This window comes from Paraburkholderia sp. BR10872 (assembly GCF_040965835.1).
Taxonomy (GTDB): domain Bacteria; phylum Pseudomonadota; class Gammaproteobacteria; order Burkholderiales; family Burkholderiaceae; genus Paraburkholderia; species Paraburkholderia nodosa_A.
Map to the genome: position 1 here is coordinate 1 of NZ_JBFRCN010000064.1, position 26,435 is coordinate 26,435.

Genomic DNA, 26,435 nt, shown 5'->3' on the forward strand with positions numbered 1-26,435 from the left:
CACGAGCTCGCCCACCGAGAACGAGAGCCAGCAGGCAATGCTGGCCACCGTGAAGAGCGCGATGCCGCCGAGCAGCACGGGGCGGCGGCCGTAAGCGTCGGAAACCGGGCCGTAGAGCAGCATGCCGATCGAAAAGCCGGCCATGAAGCTCGTGAGCGTCGAGGCCGCAGCGGCAGCGCTCACGCCGAACGACTGCGCGATGGCGGGCAGGCTCGGCAGATACATGTCGGTGGCGAGCGGGCCGCAGGCGGCGAGTGCGCCGAGCAACAGAATCAGCCGGCCATCGGGCCGGCGGCGCGGGGAATGGGACATGGTGTGTGTGGCGGCGAAACTCGCGCGGCTCGCGCGGTCTCGATGTCAGGGGCCGATTCATCCGTCGCTGCAGGAGCGGACGAAAGCGGACAAAAACAGCAACGGAGTGCCGCCGAATTGTACCTGACACCCCTTGCCCCCCATCTGCCGCCCTACATGCGGCGGCGGCGCGGCTTTGCGCTAAGCTGCCCGCTTTCGCTCAACTTGCCGCGTTGCCGACATGACCGCCTTCCTGCTCATCTGGAGCCCCAAGAAGTGGCCCTGGCCCGAACTGCCCGACTTCGCGCGCCGTGTGCGCGCCGGGGAAGCCGTCGCCGACACCTGGGGATGCGGCTTCGCACGCGGCATCCTGCCGGGCGACCGGGTGTTCCTGCATCGTGTGGCTGCCGAGCCGCGCGGGCTGTTCGGTTCCGGCTACGTCACGCGTGCACCCTACGAAGTGCCGGACGCCGCGTACAAGCGCGGCTACCGGCTGTGTATCGACTTCGTCTACGACTGGCTCGTCGACGCGGGCGAGGATGTCGTCATCGCGCGCGACGACTTGCGCGTGCACCCGTTTTCGATCCAGACCTGGGACGCACAGAGTTCGGGCACCGTCATCAAGCCGGCGGCCGAAGGCGCGCTGGAAAAACGCTGGGCCGGACTGACCGGGCGGCGGCCCATGCCGGCGCCGGCCGTCGCGGCCATGCAGGCATGGCACGACAATCTGCGCGACACGGCGCCGCACCTCGCGCCGCCAGCCCGCAAAGGCAGAAAGTAGCAGGCAAAAAGGGGCCGTCAGCGCGCTGAATCCGGGCGCGCCGGGGGCCCTCCAGGCCGACCCGGGGCGCCGGCCCGATCCGCGCGACTCCGGTACAATTTCAGGAGAACAGCCCCATCGCCCGCGCCCCTGCGGCGCCGCATGGGTCCGTACGCCAGCCCGTTTCGTCAGCGCCGCGCGCCACACCACTTTCGCAGGTCCAGCACTCATGTCCAACACCCAGTCCAGCACGCAGAACCGCAACGAAGCCCTCTTCGAACGCGCCCAGCGCACCATCCCGGGCGGCGTGAATTCGCCCGTGCGCGCGTTCCGCTCGGTCGGCGGCACGCCGCGCTTCATCGAGCGCGCGCAAGGGCCGTACTTCTGGGACGCCGAAGGCAAGTGCTATATCGACTACATCGGCTCCTGGGGCCCGATGATCGTCGGCCACGTGCATCCGGAAGTGCTGGAAGCCGTGCAGCGCGTGCTCGCGAATGGCTTCTCGTTTGGCGCGCCCACCGAGGCCGAGATCGAGATCGCCGAGGAAATCTGCAAGATCGTCCCGTCGATGGAGCAAGTGCGCATGGTGTCGAGCGGCACCGAGGCGACCATGAGCGCGCTGCGTCTCGCGCGCGGCTTCACGAAGCGCGACCGCATCGTGAAGTTCGAAGGCTGCTACCACGGCCACGCCGACAGCCTGCTCGTGAAGGCCGGCTCGGGGCTGCTCACGTTCGGCAACCCGACGTCGGCGGGCGTGCCGGTGGACATCGCGAAGCACACTACGGTGCTCGAATACAACAACGTCGCGGCGCTCGAAGAAGCATTCAAGGCGTTCGGCGACGAGATCGCCGCCGTGATCGTCGAACCGGTCGCGGGCAACATGAACCTCGTGAAGGCCACGCCCGAGTTCATCGGCGCACTGCGCAGCCTCACGGCGAAGCACGGCAGCGTGCTGATCTTCGACGAAGTGATGTGCGGTTTCCGCGTCGGCCTGCGCGGCGCGCAGGCGCTCTACGGCGTCGAGGCCGACATGGTGTGCCTCGGCAAGGTGATCGGCGGCGGCATGCCGGCGGCTGCCTTCGGCGGCCGTCGCGAGATCATGGATCACCTTGCGCCCAACGGCTCGGTCTATCAGGCAGGCACGCTCTCGGGCAATCCGATCGCGGTCGCGGCGGGCCTGAAAACGCTGCAACTCATCCAGGCGCCCGGCTTCTACGAACAGCTCACCGCGAAGACCGAACGTCTCGCGAAGGGGCTGTCGGCCGCGGCGCGCGAAACGAAGGTGCCGTTCGTGGCGGATTCGGTGGGCGGCATGTTCGGCCTCTATTTCGCCGACAACGTCCCGGGTAGCTTCGCCGAGGTCACGAAGAGCGACATCGCGCGCTTCAACCGCTTCTTCCACCGCATGCTGGACGCGGGCGTCTACTTCGCGCCGTCGGCCTACGAGGCGGGTTTTGTCTCGAGCGCCCACGACGACGCGATCCTCGACGAGACCATCGCCGCGGCGCGCAGCGCGTTTGCAGCGGAAGCCGCGGCGGAAAACGTCACGCAATAAGGCATCACGCCAACGACCGCCGGCGCGGCGCGCGCCTCGCCGGCCCCATCTGACCGCCGCCCGGGAGAAAGCCCGACGATGTTTTCGCAATCCGATTTCGTCCACATGGAGCGTGCGCTCGCGCTCGCCCACCGCGGCCTGTACACGACCGACCCGAACCCGCGCGTCGGCTGCGTGCTGGTGAAGGACGGCGTGGTGATCGGCGAAGGCTTTACGCAGCCGGCCGGCCAGGATCACGCCGAAATCCAGGCGATGAAGGACGCCCGCGCGCGCGGGCACGACCTGCGCGGCGCGACCGCGTATGTGACGCTCGAGCCGTGCAGTCACTTCGGCCGCACGCCGCCCTGCGCGAACGCGCTGATCGAAGCGAAGGTCGCGCGCGTGATTGCAGCGATGGAAGACCCGAACCCGCTCGTGTCGGGGCGCGGGCTTTCGATCTTGCGCGACGCGGGCATCGACGTGCGTTGCGGGCTGCTGGCCAACGAGGCGCGCGAGCTGAACATCGGCTTCGTTTCGCGCATGACGCGCAAGCGTCCGTGGGTGCGCATGAAGGTGGCTGCATCGCTCGACGGCCGCACCGGCCTGCCCTCGGGCGAAAGCCAGTGGATCACGGGCGAAGCCGCGCGCGCCGACGGCCACGCCTGGCGCGCGCGCGCCTCGGCCATCCTCACGGGCATCGGCACGGTGAAGGAAGACGACCCGCGCATGACCGTGCGCGCCGTCGACACCCCGCGCCAGCCCAAACGCGTGCTGATCGACAGCCGGCTCGACGCCTCGCCGCTCGCGCAGATTTTCGTGGGCGCGCCCACGCTCGTGTTCTGCGCGGCGCTCGACGCGAGCAACGAAGAACGCGCCGAAGCGTTGCGCGTGCGCGGCGCCGAAATCGTCGCGCTCGGCAACGAGCAGGGCAAGGTCGATCTGCCGGCCATGCTCACGGAGCTCGCTGCGCGCGGCGTGAACGAACTGCACGTGGAAGCGGGCTACAAGCTCAACGGTTCGCTGCTGCGCGAAGGCTGCGTGGACGAACTGCTCGTGTACGTGGCGCCGTCGCTGCTCGGCACGAATGCGCTCGGCATGATCGACATCGCTGCGCCCGCAACGCTCGACGAGCGCACGCGCCTCGCCTTTCATTCCGTCGATCGTCTCGGCAGCGATCTGCGCATTCTTGCGCGTGTCGTCACGACGCAAGACGCCTGACCCTCACTGAAGCACTGAACACAAGGAACAGCACGATGTTTACCGGAATCGTCGCGGCAGTGGGCCGCATCGAATCGATCAAGCCGCTCGGCACGGGTGCCGACGCAGGCGTGCGCCTCGCCGTCAATGCAGGGAGCCTCGGCCTCGACGACGTGCAGCTCGGCGACAGCATCGCGATCCAGGGCGCGTGCATGACCGTCATCGAGAAGTCGGCAACGGGCTTCGACGTCGATGTTTCGCGCGAAAGCCTGAACCGCACCGTGGGCCTCGCGGCGACGGGCGAAGTGAACCTCGAAAAGGCGCTGCGCGCGAACGACCGCCTGGGCGGCCACATCGTCTCGGGTCACGTGGACGGCCTCGGCACCGTCACGCGCTTCGCGCCCGTGGGCGAGTCGCACGAGCTGCGCATTCTCGCGCCGGCGGATATCGGCCGCTATCTCGCCTACAAGGGCTCGATCACCGTGAACGGCGTGAGCCTCACGGTCAACTCGGTCGACGATCGCACGGACGGCTGCGAATTCTCGATCAACCTGATTCCCCATACCGTGGAAGTCACCACGCTCAAGCATCTTCAGACCGGTACGAAGGTGAATCTCGAAATCGATCTGATCGCGCGCTATGTGGAGCGGATGCTCTCGGCTGAGAAGGCCGCCAATTCGGCCGCGCAGGACTAAGCGCCGCCTGGCCGGCGCCATGCCGGCCCCGCACGCGCGCAAGCACGCGCGCCGGGGCGCTGATAGAATCTAGCCTTTCCCTACGCGCTCGCCGCACGGCGTGCCGCGTTCCCATCACCCGAATCGAACCAGGAGGCACAGTTGGCAACGATTGACACGAGCGCCGCCATGCCGATGGTCCGGGTGATGTTGCACGTTGCGTCGCGTCACGCAGCCGTCCCGCTTCCAGCGCAGCCATAGCGCGTCCCGCGCGGCATGTTTTCAGACGCCGCGCCGTATTCAGCGAATTCGAGGTCAGGCCGTCCGGCAACCGATGCCCGGGCGTGCGAAGCCCGTTTTCGGTCTTAACGCTTCACGCTTGCTTCAGGAGAGTCTTCGGGCATCACGTCCGGAGCATGCTGTCCATGACAGAGCTAAACAACAAACCCGAATCGGGCGGACAAACCTTCCGCAAGGTCCTCGGCTTCACCTTCCGGCACTGGGCGCGCCAACCGGTGCGCGTCACGGCCGTCGCACTCGCCTCGCTCCTCGGCGCGCTCGCCGACGTGCTCACGCCGCACTACGCCGGCCAGCTCGTCGACGCCCTCACGCAAGGCGGCGCAGCCAGCAGCGCCGCCTGGCATGCGGCGGTCGTCGCGTTCTGGGCGCTCACGGCGCTCGGGCTCGGCGGCACGATCATGCGCCAGGCCGCGTACCGCAACATCATCACGCTGACGCTGCGCATGATGAGCGAGATCGCCACGCAAGCCTTTCACCGCGTGCAGCGCTTCTCGACGGACTGGCACGCGAACAGCTTCGCCGGTTCCACGGTGCGCAAGGTCACGCGCGGCATGTGGGCGCTCGATCTGCTCAACGACACGCTGCTCGTCGCCCTCTTCCCGTCGCTCGTCATGCTGGTCGGCTCGACCATCCTGCTCGCGGTGCAGTGGCACGTGATGGGCCTCGTTGTCGGCCTCGGCTCGGCCGTGTATCTGGCGATCACGGTCTCGCTCTCGCTCTTTTACGTCGCGCCCTCGGCCCGGCTCGCGAACCAGTGGGATACGAAGATGGGCGGCGCGCTTGCCGACGCCATTTCGTGCAACGCCGTCGTCAAGGCGTTCGGCGCGGAAACGCGCGAAGAAGCGCGGCTCGCGCGCGTCGTCACGAAGTGGAGCAGCCGCACGCGGCGCACGTGGCAGCGCGGCACGCTCAACGGCGGCGTGCAGGGCGCGCTGCTCGTGGGCATGCAGGCGGCCATCCTCGGCGCGGCGCTGCTGCTCTGGGCGCGCGGTCTCGCAAGCGTCGGCGACATCACGTTCGCGCTCACGCTGTTCTTCCTGCTCAAGGGCTACCTGCGCGATGTGGGCATGCACGTGCGCAACCTGCAGCGCTCGGTCAACGACATGGAAGAACTCGTCGCGCTCGACGCGGCGCCGCTCGGCATCGAGGACCAGCGCGATGCGCCGCCCATCGTGATCGATCAGGGCGACATCCGCTTCGAGAACATGACGTTCCGCTACGGCGATCACGCGGACGCCAGGCCGCTCTACGAGAACCTCACGCTGCGTATCGCGCCTGGCGAGCGCGTGGGCCTCGTCGGCCATTCGGGCTCGGGCAAGACCACGCTGATCAAGCTGATCCAGCGCCTTTACGACGTGTGCGAGGGGCGCATCACGATCGACGGCCAGGATATCGCGCGCGTGCAGCAGGCGTCGCTGCGCTCGCAGATCGCCATCGTGCAGCAGGAGCCGGTGCTGTTCCACCGCTCGCTCGCCGAGAACATCGCTTACGCCCGGCCCGGCGCCACGCACGCCGAAATCGAGCGCGCGGCGAAGCTCGCGAGCGCCCACGACTTCATCACGGCGCTGCCGCACGGCTACGACACGCTCGTGGGCGAGCGCGGCGTGAAGCTCTCGGGCGGCGAGCGCCAGCGCGTGGCGATCGCGCGCGCGTTCCTCGCGAATGCGCCGATCCTGATCTTCGACGAAGCGACCTCGAGCCTCGACAGTGAAAGCGAGGTGCTGATCCAGCAGGCCATGGAGCGGCTCATGGAAGGCCGCACGACCGTGGTCGTCGCACACCGGCTCTCGACCGTGCGCGCGCTCGACCGGCTGCTGGTGCTCGAGCGCGGACGCGTGGCGGAGGAAGGCACGCACGACGCGCTCGTGCGCCGCGAAAACGGCCTGTACCGGCGCCTGTTCGAGCGCCAGGCGCTGGAACTGACGAAGGGACTCGCCGACGATGTGATCCTGCGCTGACGCCTCGCCCGTTCGTGCCCCCTCGCGGCCGCGCCCTCCCGCCGCAAGCCGGCTCAGGCGGGAGCCGCGCCCGCGTGCGGCGCAATGCGCGCGAGCACGCGAGATGAACCACGAATAGGAACGTTTCACCCGAATGACGCATGGCGTTACTAGCGTGAAACAGACGCGATTCGCGCCTTCCCGCGTTCTGGGCGACGCGCCCGCCCGCGTGGCGTAAAATGTGGCCTTTCCAGCCAGAATCCCAACATGACGCTCGCCTCCACCCCTGAGATCATCGCCGAGCTCAAAGCCGGCAAGATGGTCATCCTCGTCGACGAAGAAGACCGGGAAAACGAGGGCGACCTCGTCATCGCTGCGGAGTTCGTCACGCCTGAAGCCATCAACTTCATGGCGAAGTACGGCCGCGGGCTGATCTGCCTCACGCTCACCCAGGAACGCTGCAAGCTGCTCAACCTGCCGCTCATGACCTACCGCAACGGCACGCAGTACGGCACGGCGTTCACGGTCAGCATCGAGGCCGCCGAAGGCGTTACGACCGGCATTTCCGCCGCCGACCGCGCCCGCACGATCAAGGCGGCCGTCGCGCACGACGCGCGCGCCGAGCACATCGTGCAGCCCGGCCACGTGTTCCCGATCATGGCGCAGCCAGGCGGCGTGCTCGTGCGCGCGGGCCACACCGAAGCGGGCTGCGACTTCACGGCGCTTGCCGGCCTCACGCCGGCCTCGGTGATCTGCGAGGTCATCAAGGACGACGGCACGATGGCGCGCCTGCCCGACCTCATGGAGTTCGCGCAGGAGCACGGCCTGAAGGTCGGCACCATCGCGGACCTGATCCACTACCGCAGCCGCACCGAATCGATCGTCGAGCGCGTGGCGGAACGCACCATGCAAACCGCGCACGGCCAGTTCCGCGCGATCATGTACGTCGATCACCCCACGCGCACGCCGCACATCGCCCTCGTGCGCGGCACGCCGAAACCCGACGTCGATACGCCCGTGCGCGTGCACGAACCGCTTTCGGTGCTGGATCTGCTCGAAACGGGTTCGTCCACGCACTCGTGGACGCTCGACGCCGCCATGCGCGAAATCGCCTCGCGCGACGTGGGCGTGATCGTCATGCTCAATTGCGGCGAACCCAAGGAACATCTGATCGACGTCTTCAAGGCGTTCGACCAGAAAGAGCGCGCGGAGGCGCTCGCCCGCCGGCCCGTGGACTTCAAGACTTACGGCATCGGCGCGCAGATCCTGCGCGAACTCGGCGTGGGCCGCATGCAGGTGCTCTCGAAGCCACGCCGCCTCGGCAGCATGTCGGGCTACGGTCTGGAGGTCACCGGCTTCGTGCCGATGCCTGGCGGGGACGCGCAAGCGCCCTGCCCGCCTGAAGCCGCTGACCCAGCCTCGTCGCGCGCCTGAAGTCGCATCGCGCTCTTTTCACGCGTCACCACGCTCAACCGAACTTACGGACACCACATGGAAATCGGACAATACCAACCGAACCTCGACGGCGACGGACTGCGCATCGGCATCGTCCAGTCGCGCTTTAACGAACCCGTCTGCAACGGCCTCGCCGACGCCTGCATCGAAGAACTCGAACGCCTTGGCGTGACGGGCGAAGACGTGCTGCTCGTCACCGTGCCGGGCGCACTCGAAATCCCGCTGGCGCTGCAAAAGCTCGCCGAAAGCGGCCAGTTCGACGCCCTGATCGCGCTCGGCGCGGTCGTGCGCGGCGAGACGTACCACTTCGAGCTCGTCTCGAACGAGAGCGGCGCGGGCATCTCGCGCGTTTCGCTCGACTTCAACGTGCCGATCGCGAACGCCGTGCTCACCACCGAGAGCGACGAGCAGGCCGTGGCCCGCATGACCGAGAAGGGTCGTGACGCCGCTCGCGTCGCCGTGGAAATGGCGAACCTGACGGTGGCGTTGGAGCAGCTCGACGGCGGCGACGACGACGAAGAAGACGAGGAAGACGAAGAGGAACAGCAATGAAGAGCGCGCGCCGCCGCTCCCGCGAACTGGCCACGCAGGGGTTGTATCAGTGGCTGCTGTCGGGTGTGCCCGCCGGCGAGATCGACGCGCAGTTGCGCGGTTCGCAGGGCTACGACAAGGCCGATCACGAGCATCTGGACGCGATCCTGCACGGCGTCATCCGCGAGTCGGACGAACTGTCCGCCGCCATCACGCCGTGCCTCGACCGTCCGATCGAGCAGCTTTCGCCCGTCGAACGCGCGGTGCTGCTCGTCGCGACCTACGAGTTCAAGCATCACGTCGACATTCCGTACCGCGTCGTGATCAACGAGGCGGTCGAGCTCACGAAGACCTTCGGCGGCTCGGACGGCTACAAGTACGTGAACGGCGTGCTCGACAAGCTCGCGGCGCAACTGCGCGCCACCGAAGCGCAAAACGCCCGCAAGTCGTAAGAACGCGAGCCGCCGGGGCGAGCGGGTGCGCCTGAGCGCCCGGCCCCGCGCGCCGCGTGATCTGTCAGTATTGGAAAGACCCGCATGAACACCGTTGCCGAACCGCTGCTGCGGCTAGCCGCGCGCGTCGACGAGATCCAGCCTTTCTACGTCATGGAATTGGCGAAGGAAGCCGCGAAGCTCGAACGCGCTGGACGCGACATCATCCACATGGGGATCGGCGAGCCGGACTTCACGGCGCCCGAGCCCGTCGTCGAGGCGGCCGCCGCCGCGCTGCGCCGCGGCGTCACCCAATACACGAGCGCGCTCGGCATCCACGCGCTGCGCGAGGCGATCGCCGCGCACTACCAGCACGCGTACGGCCTCACGGTCGACCCCGCGCGCATCGTCGTGACGGCCGGCGCCTCGGCGGCGCTCCTGCTCGCCTGCACCGCGCTCGTCGACCGCGACGACGAAGTGCTGATGCCCGACCCCTGCTATCCGTGCAACCGCCACTTCGTGGCCGCCGCGGAAGGCAAGCCGGTGCTCGTGCCGAGCGGCCCGCAAGCGCGCTTCTAGCTCACCGCCGCCGATGTCGAGCGCCTGTGGTCGCCGCGCACGCGCGGCGTGCTGCTCGCCTCGCCGTCGAACCCGACCGGCACCTCGATCGAGCCCGACGAACTCAAGCGCATCGTGCAAAGCGTGCGTGCGCGCGGCGGCTTCACGATCGTCGACGAAATCTATCAAGGCCTGTCGTACGACACGCCGCCCGTCTCCGCGCTGTCGTACGGCGACGACGTAGTGACCGTCAACAGCTTCTCGAAGTACTTCAACATGACCGGCTGGCGTCTGGGCTGGCTCGTGGTGCCGCCTTCGCTGGTCGGCGCATTCGAAAAGCTCGCGCAGAACCTGTTCATCTGCGCGTCCGCGCTCGCGCAGCATGCCGCGCTCGCCTGCTTCGACCCGGACACGCTGAAGCTCTACGAAGGCCGCCGGCTCGAATTCAAGCGCCGCCGCGACTTCATCGCGCCAGCGCTCGAGTCGCTCGGCTTCACGGTGCCCGTGATGCCCGACGGCGCGTTCTACGTCTACGCCGACTGCTCGAACGTTGCGCACCCTGCCGCCGGCGACAGCGACGCGCTCACCCGCGCAATGCTGCACGACGCGGGCACGGTGATGGTGCCCGGCATGGACTTCGGCGTCGCCGCGCCGCATCAGTACGTGCGGCTCTCGTATGCCACGGCGTACGAGCGCCTCGAGGAAGCGGTCGAGCGGCTGCATACGTTCTTCGGACGCTAATGCGCTAGTGGTCGAGAAATGGAAAAAGGCACCCGCGGGTGCCTTTTTGTTTGGTCCGGTCTTTCAGCTCTAGCTGCTCAGGCACCCAGTTCGGACGAAGCGTGCTTCTGGGCCGTCGTGCTGGTGCTGGCGTCGTCCTGAGCGGAACCGCTGTTCGCGGACGACGACTTCTCGACGATCGCGTGGGCGTTGTCGAGCGTCACGTGCACGCGCTTCTCGCCGTTGATGCTCGCCACCTTCTGCGCAGACGTGCTGGCCGTGGTGGTGACGGGCGCCTGCGGCGCGTTGATCGGCACGTTGCGGCCGCGTGCGACGTCACGCAGACGCCCGCGCTCGGCCATCACCTTGGCGCCGTAGCCGCCGTCGTCCGGCGACGTCGAACCGACGTAGAGACGCAGGCCGCCCGGCAGCGAACCGCCGCGTGCGATGCAATCCTTGAGCACCAGCGCGCCGACCTTGATGTTGGCGAGCGGATCGAGCGCCGCGCGCTGACCGCCGAAGTACTGGAACTTGTCCGAGTGCACCTTCGACATGACCTGCATGAGGCCCTGCGCGCCCACGCCACTCTCGGCGTACGGGTTGAAGCCCGATTCGATCGCCATCACGGCGAGCAGCAGCAGCGGATCGAGCCCCACTTCACGGCCGGTGTCGAACGCCGCCTTCACGAGTTCGCCGACCGGCTCCTGTGCGACCCGGTAGCGGCGCGCCAGATAGGTGGCGACGAGCGCCTGTTCACGCGCCGAAACGAGCACGCGGTCATCGCGAGCGTCGGGCGTGACGCGCTGGGGCGGAATCATGCGCGCGAGCGAGCCGACGCTGGTCGGCAGCGCACGCGGATCGAGGCCGTTGAGCGTGACGGCATCGAGCGTGGCGATGCCGCCGTTCGACACCGAGCTCGCGACCTTCGCGACCGTGCCGTTGGAGCCTGCGGGCGAAATGCCCGTGGCGCCGGCGGCGGCAGTGACGCCGGCAGCACCGGCATCGGGCGCGAGCGCCGTGGGCAGCATCGCGCCGTCGGCGTTGTCGTCGTTGTTCGTCACGCCGGGGGGCGCGAACGAGGGCAGCGGGTTGCCTTGCAGCAGACGTGCCGGGCCGGCCTGCACCGCCGCCGAGACGAACGGCATCACGCGAGCGGCGAGCGTGCCACGCAGCGTGGGCATGAGCCAGACGGCAACAGCGAACAGAACGGCACAGCCGCCAACAATGCTGAACAGGTGATGGCTAAGACGCGTGCCACGACGCAGCAGCGCACGCAGGCCAAGCGCTACACGCTCGTCGGCGCGCCACCACGATAACCAGGTATTCATCTACAGATCTCCCATGTTGCATGATCCAGCGGGAGGGTCGGCGCGAAGCAGACGACCAATCGCAGGATCAAGACACCGCGCGCCCTGGCTGGTGCGGCAGCGGCGTCGGGAAAACGGCAAGTCGCCGTGGGTGGAACTCCTTTTGTACGACCAGGCACGCAGTGTGCGCGCGCGGAGTTCTCACGCGAAAAGCCAGCGCGAAGAGGCGCTGACGAGAACAGCCAATCTAAACCGTGGACAGCCGTGCAGGGATGCGGCTAAACGGCGACGCGTTGCGTCTGAAGGACCGGGAAGGTGGCTAAAAATTTCAAAACCTGCAACCAATGTGGACGGATTCTAGCAGCGTTTTATAGATCGTCAATACTATAGAATCCCGAAAACATAACCAATAGTAATAATAAACACTGTTCAATCGGGCGGAATCCGCGTCGCACGCGCGTCCGCGGGCGCTTATGCAGATTGGCACCCAGCGTGCGCTAGCCAACGCAGGTAAAATCGACAATCGTTACACCGCGTCTGCCCGGCCAGATGTCTGATACGTCTTGATACGTCTGATACATCTGATACGGCGCCCGCGGAACCCGTGCCGCCGCCCCATGCGGCCCCCAAGCCGGCCATCCCCGTTGGCCACGATTGGTTCCCGATGAAATACAAAGACCTGCGCGACTTCGTTGGTCGCCTGGAGACGCTCGGCGAATTGCGCCGCGTCCCACAAGCTGTCTCTCCGGTGCTGGAAATGACCGAGCTGTGCGACCGCGTCCTGCGCGCCGGCGGCCCGGCCCTACTCTTTGAGAACCGTTCGACGCACGCGTTCCCGGTGCTCGGCAATCTGTTCGGCACGCCCCGGCGCGTCGCGCTCGGCATGGGCATCGACGCGCCGGAAAGCGGCGGCGACGGCGCCGCGCTCGAGTCGCTGCGCGACGTGGGTCGGCTGCTCTCGGCGCTGAAAGAGCCCGAGCCGCCGCGCGGCCTGAAGGATGCGGGCAAGCTCCTCACGCTCGCCAAGGCCGTCTGGGACATGGCACCGAAGACCGTGAACGCGCCGCCCTGCCAGGAGATCGTCTGGGAAGGCAACGATGTCGATCTCGCGAAGCTGCCGATTCAGACCTGCTGGCCCGGCGACGCCGGCCCGCTCGTCACCTGGGGCCTCACCGTCACGCGCGGTCCCAACAAGACGCGCCAGAATCTCGGCATCTACCGCCAGCAGCTGATTGGCCGCAACCAGCTCATCATGCGCTGGCTCGCGCATCGCGGCGGCGCGCTCGACTTCCGCGAGTTCGCGCTGAAGAACCCCGGCAAGCCTTACCCGGTGGCGGTCGTGCTCGGCGCCGACCCGGCGACGATTCTCGGCGCCGTCACGCCGGTGCCCGACACGCTCTCCGAATACCAGTTTGCGGGCCTGTTGCGCGGCGCCCGCACCGAGCTCGCGAAGTGCCTGACACCCGGCGTCGACACGCTGCAGGTGCCCGCGCGCGCCGAGATCGTGCTCGAGGGCTTCATCTACCCGCAGGCGGGCGAGCCCGGCCCGGCCCCCGCTGGCGCGCCGCCCCGCCCCGCCAAGGGCGCGAGCGCCGCGTACGAACACGCGCTCGAAGGCCCCTACGGCGACCACACGGGCTACTACAACGAACAGGAGTGGTTCCCCGTCTTCACGGTCGAGCGCATCACCATGCGCCGCGATGCGATCTACCATTCGACATACACGGGCAAGCCGCCCGACGAGCCTGCGGTGCTCGGCGTGGCGCTCAACGAAGTGTTCGTGCCGCTCTTGCAGAAGCAGTTTGCCGAGATCACCGACTTCTATCTGCCGCCAGAGGGGTGCAGCTATCGCATGGCGATCGTGCAGATGAAGAAGAGCTACCCCGGGCACGCAAAACGCGTGATGTTTGGGGTATGGAGCTTCCTGCGCCAGTTCATGTATACAAAGTTCATTGTCGTGGTCGACGATGACGTGGACATCCGCGACTGGAAGGAAGTGATCTGGGCGATCACCACGCGTATCGATCCGGCGCGCGACACCGTGCTCGTCGAGAACACGCCGATCGACTATCTTGACTTCGCTTCGCCGGTGGCCGGCCTCGGCTCGAAAATGGGGCTCGACGCCACCAACAAGTGGCCCGGCGAGACGGACCGCGAATGGGGCCGCGCAATCGAGATGGACGCGGCCGTGAAGACGCGCGTCGACCGTCTCTACGACGAGCTAGGCTTTAGCCGCAGCTAGCGCAACCCGGCGCAGCGCCCTCGGCGCCACGCCGGCCGATCCATCCGCGACGCCTTTTCGCGACGCCGCGCTTACCGCGTCACGCCTCGTGCATGGCATGAGCCGCGGCGCCAGTGAACCTGAAGGAGACTCGAGGATGATGCCCGCATCGGAGCGCCTGACGCAACTGAACGACCCCGCCCTCTTCAAGACCCGCGCGTACATCGACGGCGAATGGAGCGGCGGTGCGGCCACGTTCGCCGTGCTCGACCCCGCCGACAACGCCGAGATCGCGAGCGTGCCCGACTTTGGCGCCGACGAGGCGCATCGCGCGATTGCCGCCGCGAACGCCGCGTTGCCGGCGTGGCGCGCGAAGACGGGCAAGGAGCGCGCAGCCATCCTGCGGCGATGGTTCGATCTCGTGATCGAGCACGCCGACGACCTCGCCGCGATCATGACCGCAGAGCAAGGCAAGCCGCTCGCCGAGGCGCGCGGCGAAGTGATCTATGGCGCGTCCTTCCTGGAATGGTTTGCCGAAGAGGCCAAGCGAGTGAACGGCGACGTCCTCGCGAGCCCCGCCAGCGACCGCAAGCTCGTCGTGCTCAAGCAGCCGATCGGCGTGTGCGCCTCGATCACCCCCTGGAATTTCCCGATCGCGATGATCACACGCAAGGTCGCGCCGGCCATCGCCGCGGGCTGCACGATCGTCGTGAAGCCCGCCGAGCAAACGCCGCTTTGCGCGCTCGCGCTCGCCGAACTGGCGCAGCGCGCAGGCGTACCCAAGGGCGTGTTCAACGTGCTCACCGCCGACTCCGCGAACTCCATCGCAATCGGCAAGGCGCTGTGCGAGAGCGACATCGTGCGCCATCTCTCGTTTACGGGATCGACGCCGGTGGGCCGCATCCTCATGCAGCAGTGCGCGCCGACGGTCAAGAAAATCGCCCTCGAACTGGGTGGGCACGCCCCCTTCATCGTGTTCGACGACGCCGACATCGACGCCGCCGTGGAAGGCGCGATGATCTCGAAGTACCGCAACGCAGGCCAAACCTGCGTCTGCACGAACCGCTTCTATGTGCACGACAAGGTGTACGACGTTTTCGTCGAGAAGCTCGCCGCCGCCTCACGCAAGATCAAGGTGGGCAACGGCTTCGAGGATGGCGTGAACCAGGGGCCGTTGATCGACGACGCGGCCGTCGCCAAGGTCGCGCAGCACATCAGCGATGCGACCGCCCAGGGCGCGAGAGTCGTCGCGGGCGGCAAGGTCAGCTCGGGACGCTATGTCGAGCCCACCGTGCTCGCAGACGTCACGCGCGACATGCTGATCGCGCGCGAGGAAACCTTCGGCCCGGTCGCGGCGGTGTTCCGCTTCAACGACGAAGCCGAAGTCGTCGGCCTCGCCAACGACACCGAATTCGGCCTCGCCTCGTACTTCTACAGCCGCGACATCGGCCGCGTCTGGCGTGTGGCCGAAGCGCTCGAGTACGGCATGGTCGGGGTCAACACCGGACTCATTTCGAACGAAGTCGCGCCGTTTGGCGGCGTGAAGCAGTCGGGTCTCGGGCGCGAAGGTTCGAAGTACGGCATCGACGAATATGTCGAACTGAAGTACCTGTGCATCGGCGTTTGAAGCACGCCTGAAGCTGATTTGAGCCGCGACGCCCGCTTGCTCACAGGCGGGCGTGTGCGGTGCGCAGTCCATACCAACAAGAAATCGTTTTCATGTCTCACGTTTCCCTGCTTTCCGACGGCTTTTTTCTGTCGCTTTCGCTTTGCCTCGACATCGGTCTCGTCAACGTCGCCATCATCTCGCTCACACTCACGCACGGCTTCCGCCCGGGCTTCTGGCTGGGGCTCGGCTCGTGTTTCGGCGACCTCATCTACGCCGCGCTCGCGCTTGCGGGCATGGCCGCGCTGCTGCAGTTCTCGGCCGTACGCTGGGTCGTGTGGATCGGCGGCTCGGCCCTGCTGCTCATGCTCACGTGGAAGATGGCGCGCGAAGCGCTCAATCCAGCATTGGCGCCGCCCGTGGAAGGCGAAGCCGATAACGCCGCGCCGCTGCCCAACCCGTGGCGCAGCTTCATGCGCGGCGTGCTGCTTGCCCTCTCTTCGCCGAGTGCGATTCTCTGGTTCGCGGCTGTCGGTGGCGCGCTCATCGCCAAGTCGGGGGCGACGAGCGCCGGCGCGGCCTCGCTCTTCCTGCTGGGCTTTTTTGCGGGCGGTCTCGGCTGGACCTTTTTCCTTTGCGGACTGGCCAGCCATGGCCGCAAACGCGCCGGCACCGGTCTGCTGCGCGCCTGCCACGTGCTTTCGGCGCTGCTATTCGCGTATTTCTCGTACAGCGTGGTCGTGCACGGCTATCGCGAACTGATCCTGCAGGGCGCGGGCGCGTCGTAATCCATGTCGGGCGCAGGTGCGCCTATGGACCGCTCCGCGCGCATCGATCTAGCATGCCATGCACGCGGCGAAAGCGAGCGCCAAAAACAAACAGCGCAACGCGGCGTGAGCCGGCGTTGCGCCGTTCGTGAAAACGCAGCCGGGCGGCGTGCGCCCCCGTCACACTCAATGACGGTAGTAGCCGCGGCCGTAGTAGCCGTGGCCGTAGTAGCCGTGATGCCAGTACGGACGGCCGTAGTAGCCGTAGCCACCGTAGCCGCCTACGACGACGGCGGGCGGCGGCGCGTACACCACCGGCGGCGGCGCATAGACCACGGGCGGGGGCGGCGGTGCGTAGACCGGCGCAGCATAGACGGGATAAGCCGGGGCCACCGGAATGCCAATGCCGATACCCACCGAGACGTGCGCCTGGGCCGCGCTGACGAACCCCACACCCAGCGCCGCGGCAACGATGAACGATACGGTCTTTTTCACTTCTCTTCTCCTGGCGGCCGCCAGCGGCGACGCGCATATGACGGGCAGTGCCCACGCATTCAATGTATCGAAAACGGCGGCCGCCATTGGTAGCCATTTGTTTCGAATTGCAATCCTGTTTTGGGGGCGCTTAATAGCGCGTCAAGCCCGGTGGGCGCGGCAGCCGCGAAAAATCGCCGCACGCGCGCCCGAATACGCCGACATTGGTTACAAAAACCAGGGCACTGTCATTGTTACCTGCGCGAGGGCATCGGGGGGCCAATCTCCCGGTAATGTTTGATTACAAATTGGTTCACCGGACTACGTACGGCCTGCGGTCGCCACGCGCGACGAGGCTGTAAACGACGATGCCCGGTCATGGAACCGGGCATCTCATCCGACCCAGCCGGCGGCACACGAATCGCCGGCCAGACAAGGCAAACTCTCCGCTATCCGACCTTCACGTAGGTGAACTCGCGCGTGACGTTCGGTGGGACATAAGCGCCGCTGATGCGCACACGTGGCGTCAGGCGCTTCTTCTGATCCCACCAGCGGCGACGCTGAAAGGGCGTGAGAAACCGCAGATGCTTTCGGTAAGCGAAGATGCTCATGGTGAACTCCCCGAATCGGACTACCGACAGGAACAAACCCAATTGCACGACTGCAACGACGAAACCGAAACGATGAAAAGTATTGTGCTCAGATTTCTAGACAAAAATGGCAGTGTTGCGAGATAGCCTCACAGGCGCCGTATATGCATTGCGCACTGTTCGTTACGGCTTCCGCGTGCTGGGTTTGAGTTGCGGCGCATAAATGCGCCGCGAGCCAACAGCAGAAATCGTGCCGCGTCAGGCTATTGGCGCGGCGCCGCGGCCAACCCCCTCATTTGTAGTCGCACCATCGGCGCGTGATCGGTACGAAGGCGAACACTTCGTGCGCCGCGCGGCTGTGGCGCAACACTCGCGCCGTCCGGCGCCTTCCCTGCGGTGCCTGTCAGAATCACTGTAGCCGTTCGCCGAAAAGCCTGCCGTGAGCGCAGCCATTTTGCGCGGCGCGCGCGCCGCGAGCACCGGCCGCCGCATCGCGCAAGGCCCTCGCGGCGGCATCGCTCGCGGATACTGGCGAGGCGTAAGCCGTGTTAATGTGGCGACGGCGCGCATCCCAGCGGCAGGCAACGCGCGCCCATGGGACTCACCGACGAGCACGCACAATGATCAAGGTCAGCATCCTCTATCCCTATCGCGAGAACGGGCGTTTCGACAGCGGGTACTACTGCACGCACCACATGCCGCTCGCGGCGAAGCTCTTCGGCGAATCGCTCAAGGGCTGGTCGGTCGACATCGGCATCAACGCCGGGCCGCCGGGCACGCCGCCGCCGTACGTCGCGGCCGGACACTTCCTGTTCGAGACGGTCGATGCGTTCTACGCGGTGTTTCAGCCGCATGCCGACACCCTCCTCGACGACATTCCCAACTACACCGACGGCGGAAATGGCACCATTCTGATCAGCGAGGTCAAGGTGTCCGTCTGACGTGCTCCGCGTGGTTGAACGGGGCAAACGGAACCCCAACTGACCTTTTATCGGCCGCCACCCACACAAGAAGGAAACAACACCGATGTTCGGCGATATCGCCCGCTTTCTGCTCAATACGGTCTTCACGCTGTTCGGCGCCGCCCTGCTGCTGCGCGCCTGGCTCCAGTACGTGCGTGTGCCGCCGTACAACCCCGTGACCCATGCGATCCAGCAGGTGACCAACTGGCTGGTGCTGCCGCTGCGGCACGTGATTCCCGGCGTACGCGGCATCGACTGGGCAAGCGTGGTCGGCGCGCTGATCGCGGCCATTGCCTACGTGCTGCTGATGGTATGGATCGCAGGCGTGGACCCATTGGGTCTTTTGCCGACACTGCTGATCGTCGCGTTGCTCACGCTCGTGAAATGGGCGCTCAACCTGCTGATCTGGCTGACGATCCTGATGGCGCTGCTCTCGTGGCTCAATCCGCGCTCGGCGGCAATGCCCGTGCTGTTCCAGCTGACGGCGCCGTTCCTCAACCCGCTGCGCCGAATCCTGCCGAACCTGGGCGGCCTCGATCTCTCGCCGATCCTGCTCTTCGTGATCGTGCAGGTGCTGCTGATGATCGTCACCCGCGCGGCGGTTTCGCTCACGCTGTTCGGGATTTGAGGGCATCGGCAAACGGTCTGATGCATCTGGCGGCGCGCCTGGCGCGCCGCGTCTCTTGAGCGCGTCATTGCGCAAGAAGGCCAAAAACGCGTAAAATAGCGCGCTCTGCGGGCGTCGTATAATGGCCATTACCTCAGCTTCCCAAGCTGATGACGTGGGTTCGATTCCCATCGCCCGCTCCACGTCGGCTTACCGACCTCTCTTCGAGGCTTGGGCTTCCAGACAGCGCTCCTGCCGGGACACCCTCGGGACGCCAAGCCCGCCCGACCGGCACACGCCGGGCACGACCTGAATTCCTTCGTTGCACAATGCACTCCGGCGCTCCTCGGGTCCTCCCGCACGCGCCGCGAGCTGGTCCGCCGACACGTATTTCGCACGACTTCGTCGTTTCAGCCGATTGAGGCACGGACCGTAGCCTCGCGAGGTACTGCCGCGCCGCCTCAGCCGCCAGAGCCGTGCAAGCGCGCTGATATAATGCGCGACGGCTTCGGAGCCGCTGGGCTTCGAGCGCGCCGCGCCCGCCTGCCGGGCCCAAGGCCGTCGCCGATTCCGCCGAACGCGAAAGCGGCCAACGAGGCGTCCGGCCACGCCGGCCCGCGTAGCCTCCGGCACCGCGTCGCCGCGTATGGCCCGACATGCCTCGCACCGAGCCGAAGGCGCAGCCCGCCCCCATTATCGACAGCCGCGACATCCGCCGCTCTCATACCACCTGCGAAGATGAATCACGATCCCAACGACGACGCCCGTCCCGACTCCACGCAGTCCGACGCACAAGACGCCGCCTCCGACACGAACGCGCACGGCGACGCGCTGCACCACCGCCGCATCCGCAGCTTCGTGACGCGCGCCGGCCGCGTCTCGACGGGCCAGCGCCGCGCGCTCGACGAACTGGGCCCGCGCTTCGTCGTGCCCTACGCGCCCGAAGCCGCCGACTGGGACGCCGTGTTTGAACGGCACGCACCGCGCATTCTGGAGATCGGTTTCGGGATGGGCGCAAGCACAGCGGAAATCGCCGCCTTGCGCCGAGAGGACGACTTCCTCGGCGTCGAGGTCCACGAGCCTGGCGTTGGCGCGCTGCTCAAACTGATCGGCGAGCAGAATCTGGAGAACATCCGCATCATCCAGCACGACGCCGTGGAAGTGCTCGAGCACATGATCGCGCCGGCGAGCCTCGACGGCGTGCACATCTTTTTCCCCGATCCGTGGCACAAGGCCCGCCATCACAAGCGCCGCCTGATTCAGCCGAAGTTCGTCGCGCATCTCGTCTCGCGCATGAAGCCGGGCGCGTACCTGCACTGCGCGACGGACTGGCAGAACTACGCCGAGCAGATGCTCGAAGTGCTCAGCGCGGAGCCCGCGCTCGAGAATACGGCCGCCGACTACGCGCCGCGCCCCGACTACCGGCCGGTGACGAAGTTCGAGCGCCGCGGCCTGCGGCTCGGTCACGGCGTGTGGGATCTCGTGTTCCGCCGCCGCGCGGACTAAAACCGCAACCGTGAAGAAGAACGGGCGCCGTGATGTCACGCGGGGCCCGTTGCGTTTTCAGTCGTCCCAGCCTAGCCCGCCGCCATAACCGAACAGCAGGACCACGAGACCGAAAGCGATCCGGTACCAGGCGAAGGCGGTGAAATCGTGCGAAGCCACGAAGCGCAGGAGCCAGCGCACACACGCGAACGCGCTGACGAACGCTGCGACGAAGCCGATGCCGAAGAGCCCGAGCCAGTCCATGGAAAGCTCGTGCCAGCTCTTGTACAGCTCATAAACGGTCGCGCCGAAGATCACGGGAATCGCAAGGAAAAACGAGAACTCGGTCGCGACGCGCCGCTCGAGGCCGAACAGCATCGCCCCGATGATGGTCGAGCCCGAACGCGACATGCCCGGAATCAGCGCGAAGCACTGCGCGCAGCCCACCTTGAAGGCGTCGAGCGGCGTGATCGCGTCAATCGACTTCACGCGCGCGCCGCGCTGTTCGGCGACCGGCAGCCCCTTCGGGCCACGCAGGCGATTCTCGACCCACAGGATGACGAGGCCGCCGCCAACAAGGGCGAACGCCACCGGCACCGGCGCGAAGAGCACCGACTTGATCGTCTTTTCGAACATCAGACCGAGCACGACTGCCGGAATGGTGGCGACGATCACGTTGAGGGTGAAGCGCCGCGCATCGGGCCGCGAGGGCAACCCTGTGACCACTTCGCCGATCTTGCGGCGGAACTCCCAGCACACGGCGAGAATCGCGCCAAACTGGATCACCACGTAGAAGGTCTTGGCATAGGCGCCGTCGAAATTGAGCAAGCTGCCGGCGACGATCAGATGCCCCGTGCTCGACACGGGAAGAAACTCCGTCAGCCCTTCGACGATGCCGAGAATCAAGGCCTTGCAGGTCAACATCCAGTCCATCCCTTTTATCCCTCTTCTTTGAGCGTGGGGGACGGCGCACGCCGCGCCACGCGACCGACAACGGCCGCGTGCGCCGGACGGCGTCTCGTCGGTTTACTTCTCGACGATCTGCACGCGTATGCCGTTTGTAAGGATGGTGATTGTACCGGGTTCGTAGTTGACGCCGGCAAATCGGAGCTGGTCGGGCTTGAACGTATAGACGGGGTAATTGTTGAGCAGCTGGGTGGCGACGAGCGCGGCGACCGCGCTCACCTGCGGCGCGTAGGCGGCGGCGTTGCCCGCCATGTCGACGCCATCCACCGAAGGCGAGCGCAGCACCACGGCGCGGCTCGTGCTGTCGTACGCGAGTTCGCTCGACACCGTAAACGCGCCGCTCACGGGTTGCTGCATCAACGGGCTTTCGAGGTGTGCGTCGAGGCGCACGGCCACGCGATTGCGATCGGGCTGCAGCGTGACGACCGGGTTCGTGAGCGAGACGTCGAAGATCTGCTGCATCGAGCGGTGATAGGGAAACTTGCGCTGCACCGCATCCTGCACTTGCTGCTGTGAAAACGTGTAGTGATCGGGAATGAACGGGAAGATCCCCGTCGCACACGCGCCAAGCGACATCGCCGTACCCGCCGCAGCGCAGGCTGAGAACAGGAAGGCGCGCCGGGAAACGCGCGTTGCGGTGTGGGCCATGCGAAATCTCCTTGTTGGGCCGGGACTGGCGCGCCGTCATTCTGGCGCATGGCTGCCGACCGACGCAGTTTGCGCCGGGTTCAGCGCGCGGCTGGCGCTTGTGGCTGGGTTTGCGCCTCGAGACGCGTGAGCCAGAACATGGCCTCCTCGCGCGACTCGCCGCACATCTCGAGCTGCGGCTGCAGCCCCGAGCAGCACGCCGGCCGCAACGGCGAGCCGAAGATCATGCAGCGCAGGTCCTCGCCGAGTTGAACACAGCGCACGCCGGCCGGCTTGCCTTCAGGCATGCCCGGAATCGGGCTCGTAATGGACGGCGCGATGCAGCACGCGCCGCAACCGGGACGGCAGGCGTGCACTGAGGCATCGGCGGGAAAATCGGTACTCACTTCGGTTTCCTGGAACGCTGACAAATCGTGTCCACGCGGCAGCGGACCAGACGGCATTGTGCCATCGCTCGCGTGCGACCTTTTTACACAATCGCTTCTTCCTACGCGCTCGTACACTTTGTCCATCTGGCGCTGTAGGACAAGGGACAGGCCACCTGTGCGCGGCGTTCCGCGGCACCGAACGCTGCCCACCCGTGCGCCGCCCTTCCCAGTGAGCTTTGCATGAGCGACGCCGACCTGCTCTTTCGCCCCGACCTGCTTGCCAAATACGGCGCCAACGGCCCGCGCTACACGTCCTACCCCACCGCCCTGCAGTTCCGCGACGACTTCGATCCCGCCGACTACCGGCGCGCGGCGGCCGATCCGGGCGCGAGCGAAACCGATCTCTCGCTGTACTTCCACATCCCGTTCTGCGACACCGTCTGTTTCTATTGCGGCTGCAACAAGGTCATTACGAAGAACCGCGGCCGCGCGAAACCGTATCTCGCGCAGATGATCCGCGAAGTGCAGTTGCAGGCCGCGCTCTTCGACACGAAGCGCCCCGTTTCGCAGCTGCATTGGGGCGGCGGCACGCCCACTTTTCTCTCGCTGGACGAAATGGGCACGCTCATGGCCGCCACGCGCGAACACTTCGCGCTGCAGCCCGACGACGCCGGCGAATACTCGATCGAGATCGACCCGCGCGAAGCCACGGCGCAGACCATTGCGCATCTGCGTTCGCTCGGCTTCAACCGGCTGAGCCTGGGCGTTCAGGACTTCGATCCGGTCGTGCAGAAGGCGGTCAACCGCATGCAGCCGCTCGAACTGACCGTCGACGTCATGAACGCCGCGCGCGCGAACGGCTTCGAGTCGATCAGCGTCGATCTGATCTACGGCTTGCCGTACCAGAACGTCAAAGCATTCGGCCGCACGCTCGAGACGATGCTGCTGCTCGCGCCCGATCGGATCTCGGTGTTCGGCTACGCGCACATGCCGCATCTCTTCAAGATGCAGCGCCAGATGGACGAAGCCACCTTGCCCACGCCTGCGGAGCGCATGGCGCTGCTCAGGCTCGTGATCGAGCAGCTCACCGAGGCGGGCTACGTCTACATCGGCATGGACCATTTCGCACTGCCCACCGACGAACTCGCGCGCGCCCAGGCGCAGCGCACGCTGCACCGCAATTTCCAGGGCTACAGCACGCGCGCCGACTGCGATCTGATCGGCTTTGGCGCCTCGGCCATCGGCAAGGTCGGCGACGTCTACGCGCAGAACACGAAGGATCTGATCGGCTACGGTGCGGCCATCGGCGCGGGCAAGCTCGCGACTGCGAAAGGCGTGCGCCTCACCGCCGACGACCGTCTGCGCCGCGACATCATCACGGAACTCATGTGCAATCTCGAACTGCGCTACGACGAGTTCGAGGCCGCCTACGGCATTCGTTTTCCGGCGACTTTTGCGACCGAACTCGAACGCCTGCGCGAGTTCGAACACGACGGGCTCGTTGCGCGCAGCGCCGACCGCCTCGAGGTGCTGTCCGCTGGACGCATGCTGGTGCGCAATATTGCGATGGTGTTTGACCGCTACCTTGGCGCACAGCAGCCCGAGCGGTTCTCGCGGACGATTTGACGGCTTTCCGGCGCCGCACAGTTGCCTAGGCGGGCGATTTGCGTCATAATCACCGGCTACTTCGAGCGCTTGCATGTTTGCTCGAGTGCGAGAAACTCGCAAAAACACACGCCTCGGTGGTGAAATTGGTAGACGCGCCGGACTCAAAATCCGGTTCCGAAAGGAGTGCCGGTTCGATTCCGGCCCGAGGCACCAGAATGCTTTCCGGCAATGGCCGCCGGAGTCCTGAAACCCGCGAAAGCTCGGCGCTTCGCGGGTTTTTTGTTGCCGGTCCGAATCCAGCACACCCTTCTTTGGACGAATATCAAGCGTCCTGCGGATGCCGCGCGGCGTGCCGCGCCCCGCTGCTATCGTTGTCGATGTTATTGAGATAGCAAACCGGGAGCGCACGATGGACCGCATTTTCATGACGCGAGAGGAAGCCATTCGCATCCTCATCGAGGCCCACGAGTCCGTCTCCGGACGCACCGCCGCCACGTTGATCCGCTCGAGCGCAGACAGATCCGCGAGGCTCGAAGCGCTGGACCGGCTGCTGCTCGACGTGCGCGCGGGCCGCGTCGATGAATTTCGCACCTGGCCAGAGGACAGCACCTGCGTCTCGATCACTGACTGACGCAGGTCTGCAGCACGAACCTCAGCGCAAATTCGTCTGCGCCAGCTCCACCACTTCGTCTCCGCGCCCGCTCAGCACCGCACGCAACATGTAGAGGCTGAACCCTTTCGCCTGCGCCCACTGCAGCTTCGGCGGCATGGCCAGTTCGTGCTTCGTCGTCACCACGTCGACGAGCGCCGGCCCTGCGTGAGAGAACGCCGCGCGCAACGCCTCATCGAGCGCTTCGGACGTCTCCACGCGCACGCTGAAAAGTCCCGCGCCTTGCGCGATATCCGCGAAGTTGGTGGCCGCCAGATCGGTGCCAGTCTCCACGTAGCCGCCGGCCTTCATCTCCATGGCGACGAAACCGAGCGAGCTGTTATTCAGGACAACGATCTTGATCGGCAGATCGAGCTGGCGCGCCGTGAGAATGTCGCCGAGCAGCATCGAAAGACCGCCGTCGCCGGAGAGCGAGACGACCTGGCGCCCGGCGTGGGCTGCCTGCGCGCCGAGCGCCTGCGGCATGGCGTTCGCCATCGAGCCATGGTTGAACGAGCCGTGCAGGCGGCGCCGGCCATTCATCGTCAGATAGCGCGCGGCCCAGAGCGTGGGCGTGCCAACGTCGACCGCGAAGATTGCATCGTCCTCGGCGAGCGCGTCGAGACGCGCCACCACATACTGCGGATGCAGCGGCTTGCCCGCGGCCGCCGGGCGCGCAAGTTCGTCGAGTCCCTTGCGCGCGTTCGCGTAGTGCTCGCGCGCATGCTCGATAAAGCGCCGGTCGGTCTTGCGCGTGAGCTTCGGCGTGAGCGCGCGCAATGTTTCGCGTACGTCGCCGATGAGTCCGAGCGTGAGCGGCGCGCGTTTGCCGAGCGCGGCCGCGTCGCGGTCGATCTGCACGATATTCGCATGCTGCGGATAGAAGTTGCGATACGGGAAGTCGGTGCCGAGCATGACGAGCGTGTCGCACGACATCATCGCGTGGTAGCCCGAGCTGAAGCCGATCAGCCCGGTCATGCCCACGTCGAATGGGTTATCCCATTCGACGTACTGCTTGCCGCGCAGCGCATGCACCGTCGGCGCGCCGAGCGCGTCCGCGAAAGCCACCATTTCGTCGTGCGAGCCCTTGCAGCCGCTGCCGCACAGCAGCGTCACCGCTTCGGAGCGATTGAGCAGTTCGGCGAGCCGGTCGATATCCGCCGACGAAGGCAAGGTCGCCGGACGCGCCGCCTGAGCCCATGCGGGCTCCTCGTCGGACGCGTCCAGAAGCGCCACGTCGCCGGGCAGCACGATCACGGCGACGCCCTTCTGGTCGATCGCGGTGCGCAGCGCGGTGTCGAGCACGCGCGGAAACTGCGAGGCGTTCGTCACCAGCTCCACGTAGTGGCTGCACTCGCGGAACAGTTCGGTCGGGTGCGTCTCCTGAAAATAGCCGAGGCCGATTTCCGTCGAGGGAATATGAGCCGCGATCGCGAGCACCGGCGAGCGGTTGCGATGGCAGTCGTAGAGACCGTTGATGAGATGCAGATTGCCAGGCCCGCAACTGCCCGCGCACACCGCGAGCCGGCCGGTTGCCGCCGCTTCGGCACCCGCCGCGAAGGCGGCGACTTCCTCGTGCCGCGTGTGCATCCAGCGGATCGTGCCGAGCTTGCGCAGGCTCGCCGACAGCCCGTTCAGGCTGTCGCCGGTCACGCCCCAGATACGCTCGATGCCGACTGCCTCGAGCGTTTTCGCCAAATGATCCGCTATTGTCTTCGCCATGGTGTTCTCCACGTGAGCCGAATGGCGCAGCGCGCGCTCCGAGACCGGGCGCTGCGCGAGAAGAAAA

24 protein-coding genes, 2 tRNA genes and 1 pseudogene are annotated in these 26,435 nt (G+C 66.5%); 19 read left to right on the forward strand and 8 right to left on the reverse strand.

Annotated elements, in window-relative coordinates; all coding sequences use genetic code 11:
* Positions 1–312 (reverse strand): MFS transporter (locus AB4Y43_RS34465; protein WP_368729823.1); only part of this gene is annotated, 312 nt, incomplete at its 3' end.
* Positions 313–532: 220 nt separating this feature from the next.
* Between AB4Y43_RS34465 and AB4Y43_RS34470 the strand changes: the two genes are divergently transcribed.
* From AB4Y43_RS34470 to AB4Y43_RS34510, 9 genes and pseudogenes are all read left to right on the forward strand, one after another.
* Complete coding sequence (locus tag AB4Y43_RS34470) at positions 533–1,072, forward strand: hypothetical protein (protein WP_368729824.1); 540 nt, start codon at positions 533–535, stop codon at positions 1,070–1,072.
* 208 nt (positions 1,073–1,280) lie between these two features.
* On the forward strand, positions 1,281–2,606 hold the full coding sequence (hemL, locus tag AB4Y43_RS34475) for a glutamate-1-semialdehyde 2,1-aminomutase (protein ID WP_368729825.1): 1,326 nt from the start codon (positions 1,281–1,283) through the stop codon (positions 2,604–2,606).
* 78 nt (positions 2,607–2,684) lie between these two features.
* Positions 2,685–3,803, forward strand: a complete 1,119-nt coding sequence (gene ribD / locus AB4Y43_RS34480; protein WP_254352049.1) for a bifunctional diaminohydroxyphosphoribosylaminopyrimidine deaminase/5-amino-6-(5-phosphoribosylamino)uracil reductase RibD — start codon at positions 2,685–2,687, stop codon at positions 3,801–3,803.
* A 35-nt stretch (positions 3,804–3,838) separates the two neighbouring features.
* The gene (locus tag AB4Y43_RS34485) at positions 3,839–4,477 is read left to right on the forward strand and encodes a riboflavin synthase (RefSeq protein WP_342948523.1); all 639 of its coding nucleotides are present in this window, start codon (positions 3,839–3,841) and stop codon (positions 4,475–4,477) included.
* Positions 4,478–4,881: 404 nt separating this feature from the next.
* The gene (locus AB4Y43_RS34490; RefSeq protein ID WP_368729826.1) at positions 4,882–6,714 is read left to right on the forward strand and encodes an ABC transporter ATP-binding protein; all 1,833 of its coding nucleotides are present in this window, start codon (positions 4,882–4,884) and stop codon (positions 6,712–6,714) included.
* Between the two features lie 246 nt (positions 6,715–6,960).
* Entirely contained in the window at positions 6,961–8,127 is a 1,167-nt protein-coding gene (ribBA, locus tag AB4Y43_RS34495; protein ID WP_069262725.1) for a bifunctional 3,4-dihydroxy-2-butanone-4-phosphate synthase/GTP cyclohydrolase II, read from the forward strand.
* Between the two features lie 57 nt (positions 8,128–8,184).
* Positions 8,185–8,700: a 6,7-dimethyl-8-ribityllumazine synthase gene (ribH, locus tag AB4Y43_RS34500; protein WP_069262726.1), complete on the forward strand. Its 516-nt coding sequence runs from the start codon at positions 8,185–8,187 to the stop codon at positions 8,698–8,700.
* Positions 8,697–9,131: a transcription antitermination factor NusB gene (gene nusB / locus AB4Y43_RS34505; RefSeq protein WP_042260852.1), complete on the forward strand. Its 435-nt coding sequence runs from the start codon at positions 8,697–8,699 to the stop codon at positions 9,129–9,131. The genes ribH and nusB overlap by 4 nt, the downstream gene beginning before the upstream one ends.
* Before the next feature lie 84 nt (positions 9,132–9,215).
* A pseudogene (locus AB4Y43_RS34510) lies at positions 9,216–10,409 on the forward strand (pyridoxal phosphate-dependent aminotransferase).
* Between the two features lie 77 nt (positions 10,410–10,486).
* Here AB4Y43_RS34510 and AB4Y43_RS34515 read toward each other — a convergent pair.
* A complete protein-coding gene (locus AB4Y43_RS34515; protein ID WP_342948520.1) occupies positions 10,487–11,716 on the reverse strand; it encodes a lytic transglycosylase domain-containing protein in 1,230 nt (409 codons plus the stop codon).
* Positions 11,717–12,359: 643 nt separating this feature from the next.
* Here AB4Y43_RS34515 and AB4Y43_RS34520 point away from each other — a divergent pair.
* The 3 genes from AB4Y43_RS34520 to AB4Y43_RS34530 all read left to right on the forward strand — a co-directional run bounded on the left by AB4Y43_RS34520 (position 12,360) and on the right by AB4Y43_RS34530 (position 16,310).
* Entirely contained in the window at positions 12,360–13,937 is a 1,578-nt protein-coding gene (locus AB4Y43_RS34520; RefSeq protein WP_069262729.1) for a UbiD family decarboxylase, read from the forward strand.
* A 136-nt stretch (positions 13,938–14,073) separates the two neighbouring features.
* Positions 14,074–15,543 carry an NAD-dependent succinate-semialdehyde dehydrogenase gene (locus AB4Y43_RS34525; protein ID WP_368729827.1) on the forward strand — a complete coding sequence of 490 codons (1,470 nt, stop codon included), beginning with the start codon at positions 14,074–14,076 and terminating at the stop codon, positions 15,541–15,543.
* Positions 15,544–15,635: 92 nt separating this feature from the next.
* Positions 15,636–16,310, forward strand: a complete 675-nt coding sequence (locus tag AB4Y43_RS34530; RefSeq protein WP_069262731.1) for a LysE family translocator — start codon at positions 15,636–15,638, stop codon at positions 16,308–16,310.
* A gap of 165 nt (positions 16,311–16,475) precedes the next feature.
* On the opposite strand, the gene AB4Y43_RS34535 is transcribed toward AB4Y43_RS34530, so the two are convergent.
* Entirely contained in the window at positions 16,476–16,784 is a 309-nt protein-coding gene (locus AB4Y43_RS34535) for a hypothetical protein (RefSeq protein ID WP_069262732.1), read from the reverse strand.
* Between the two features lie 428 nt (positions 16,785–17,212).
* Positions 17,213–17,374, reverse strand: coding sequence for a hypothetical protein (locus AB4Y43_RS34540; protein ID WP_165822777.1), 162 nt, complete (start codon positions 17,372–17,374; stop codon positions 17,213–17,215).
* A gap of 599 nt (positions 17,375–17,973) precedes the next feature.
* Here AB4Y43_RS34540 and AB4Y43_RS34545 point away from each other — a divergent pair.
* The 4 genes from AB4Y43_RS34545 to trmB all read left to right on the forward strand — a co-directional run bounded on the left by AB4Y43_RS34545 (position 17,974) and on the right by trmB (position 20,428).
* Positions 17,974–18,294: an EthD family reductase gene (locus tag AB4Y43_RS34545; RefSeq protein WP_069262733.1), complete on the forward strand. Its 321-nt coding sequence runs from the start codon at positions 17,974–17,976 to the stop codon at positions 18,292–18,294.
* Between the two features lie 85 nt (positions 18,295–18,379).
* Entirely contained in the window at positions 18,380–18,943 is a 564-nt protein-coding gene (locus AB4Y43_RS34550; RefSeq protein WP_069262734.1) for a YggT family protein, read from the forward strand.
* A 107-nt stretch (positions 18,944–19,050) separates the two neighbouring features.
* Positions 19,051–19,125: transfer RNA gene (locus AB4Y43_RS34555), tRNA-Gly, on the forward strand.
* A 535-nt stretch (positions 19,126–19,660) separates the two neighbouring features.
* Entirely contained in the window at positions 19,661–20,428 is a 768-nt protein-coding gene (gene trmB / locus AB4Y43_RS34560) for a tRNA (guanosine(46)-N7)-methyltransferase TrmB (RefSeq protein WP_069262735.1), read from the forward strand.
* Between the two features lie 57 nt (positions 20,429–20,485).
* Here the strand turns inward: trmB and AB4Y43_RS34565 are convergent, their stop codons facing one another.
* The 3 genes from AB4Y43_RS34565 to AB4Y43_RS34575 form a co-directional block, all read right to left on the reverse strand.
* Complete coding sequence (locus AB4Y43_RS34565; RefSeq protein WP_368729828.1) at positions 20,486–21,340, reverse strand: undecaprenyl-diphosphate phosphatase; 855 nt, start codon at positions 21,338–21,340, stop codon at positions 20,486–20,488.
* Positions 21,341–21,433: 93 nt separating this feature from the next.
* Positions 21,434–22,021, reverse strand: a complete 588-nt coding sequence (locus AB4Y43_RS34570) for a DUF1439 domain-containing protein (RefSeq protein ID WP_368682186.1) — start codon at positions 22,019–22,021, stop codon at positions 21,434–21,436.
* An 80-nt stretch (positions 22,022–22,101) separates the two neighbouring features.
* Positions 22,102–22,407: a YkgJ family cysteine cluster protein gene (locus AB4Y43_RS34575; RefSeq protein WP_368604012.1), complete on the reverse strand. Its 306-nt coding sequence runs from the start codon at positions 22,405–22,407 to the stop codon at positions 22,102–22,104.
* 222 nt (positions 22,408–22,629) lie between these two features.
* Between AB4Y43_RS34575 and hemN the strand changes: the two genes are divergently transcribed.
* From hemN to AB4Y43_RS34590, 3 genes are all read left to right on the forward strand, one after another.
* Positions 22,630–24,015 carry an oxygen-independent coproporphyrinogen III oxidase gene (gene hemN / locus AB4Y43_RS34580; protein WP_368729829.1) on the forward strand — a complete coding sequence of 462 codons (1,386 nt, stop codon included), beginning with the start codon at positions 22,630–22,632 and terminating at the stop codon, positions 24,013–24,015.
* A 110-nt stretch (positions 24,016–24,125) separates the two neighbouring features.
* A tRNA-Leu gene (locus tag AB4Y43_RS34585) sits at positions 24,126–24,210 on the forward strand.
* Between the two features lie 196 nt (positions 24,211–24,406).
* The gene (locus AB4Y43_RS34590) at positions 24,407–24,628 is read left to right on the forward strand and encodes a hypothetical protein (protein WP_133185797.1); all 222 of its coding nucleotides are present in this window, start codon (positions 24,407–24,409) and stop codon (positions 24,626–24,628) included.
* 21 nt (positions 24,629–24,649) lie between these two features.
* Here the strand turns inward: AB4Y43_RS34590 and poxB are convergent, their stop codons facing one another.
* On the reverse strand, positions 24,650–26,368 hold the full coding sequence (poxB, locus tag AB4Y43_RS34595) for a ubiquinone-dependent pyruvate dehydrogenase (RefSeq protein WP_368729830.1): 1,719 nt from the start codon (positions 26,366–26,368) through the stop codon (positions 24,650–24,652).
* Positions 26,369–26,435: the final 67 nt, after the last annotated feature.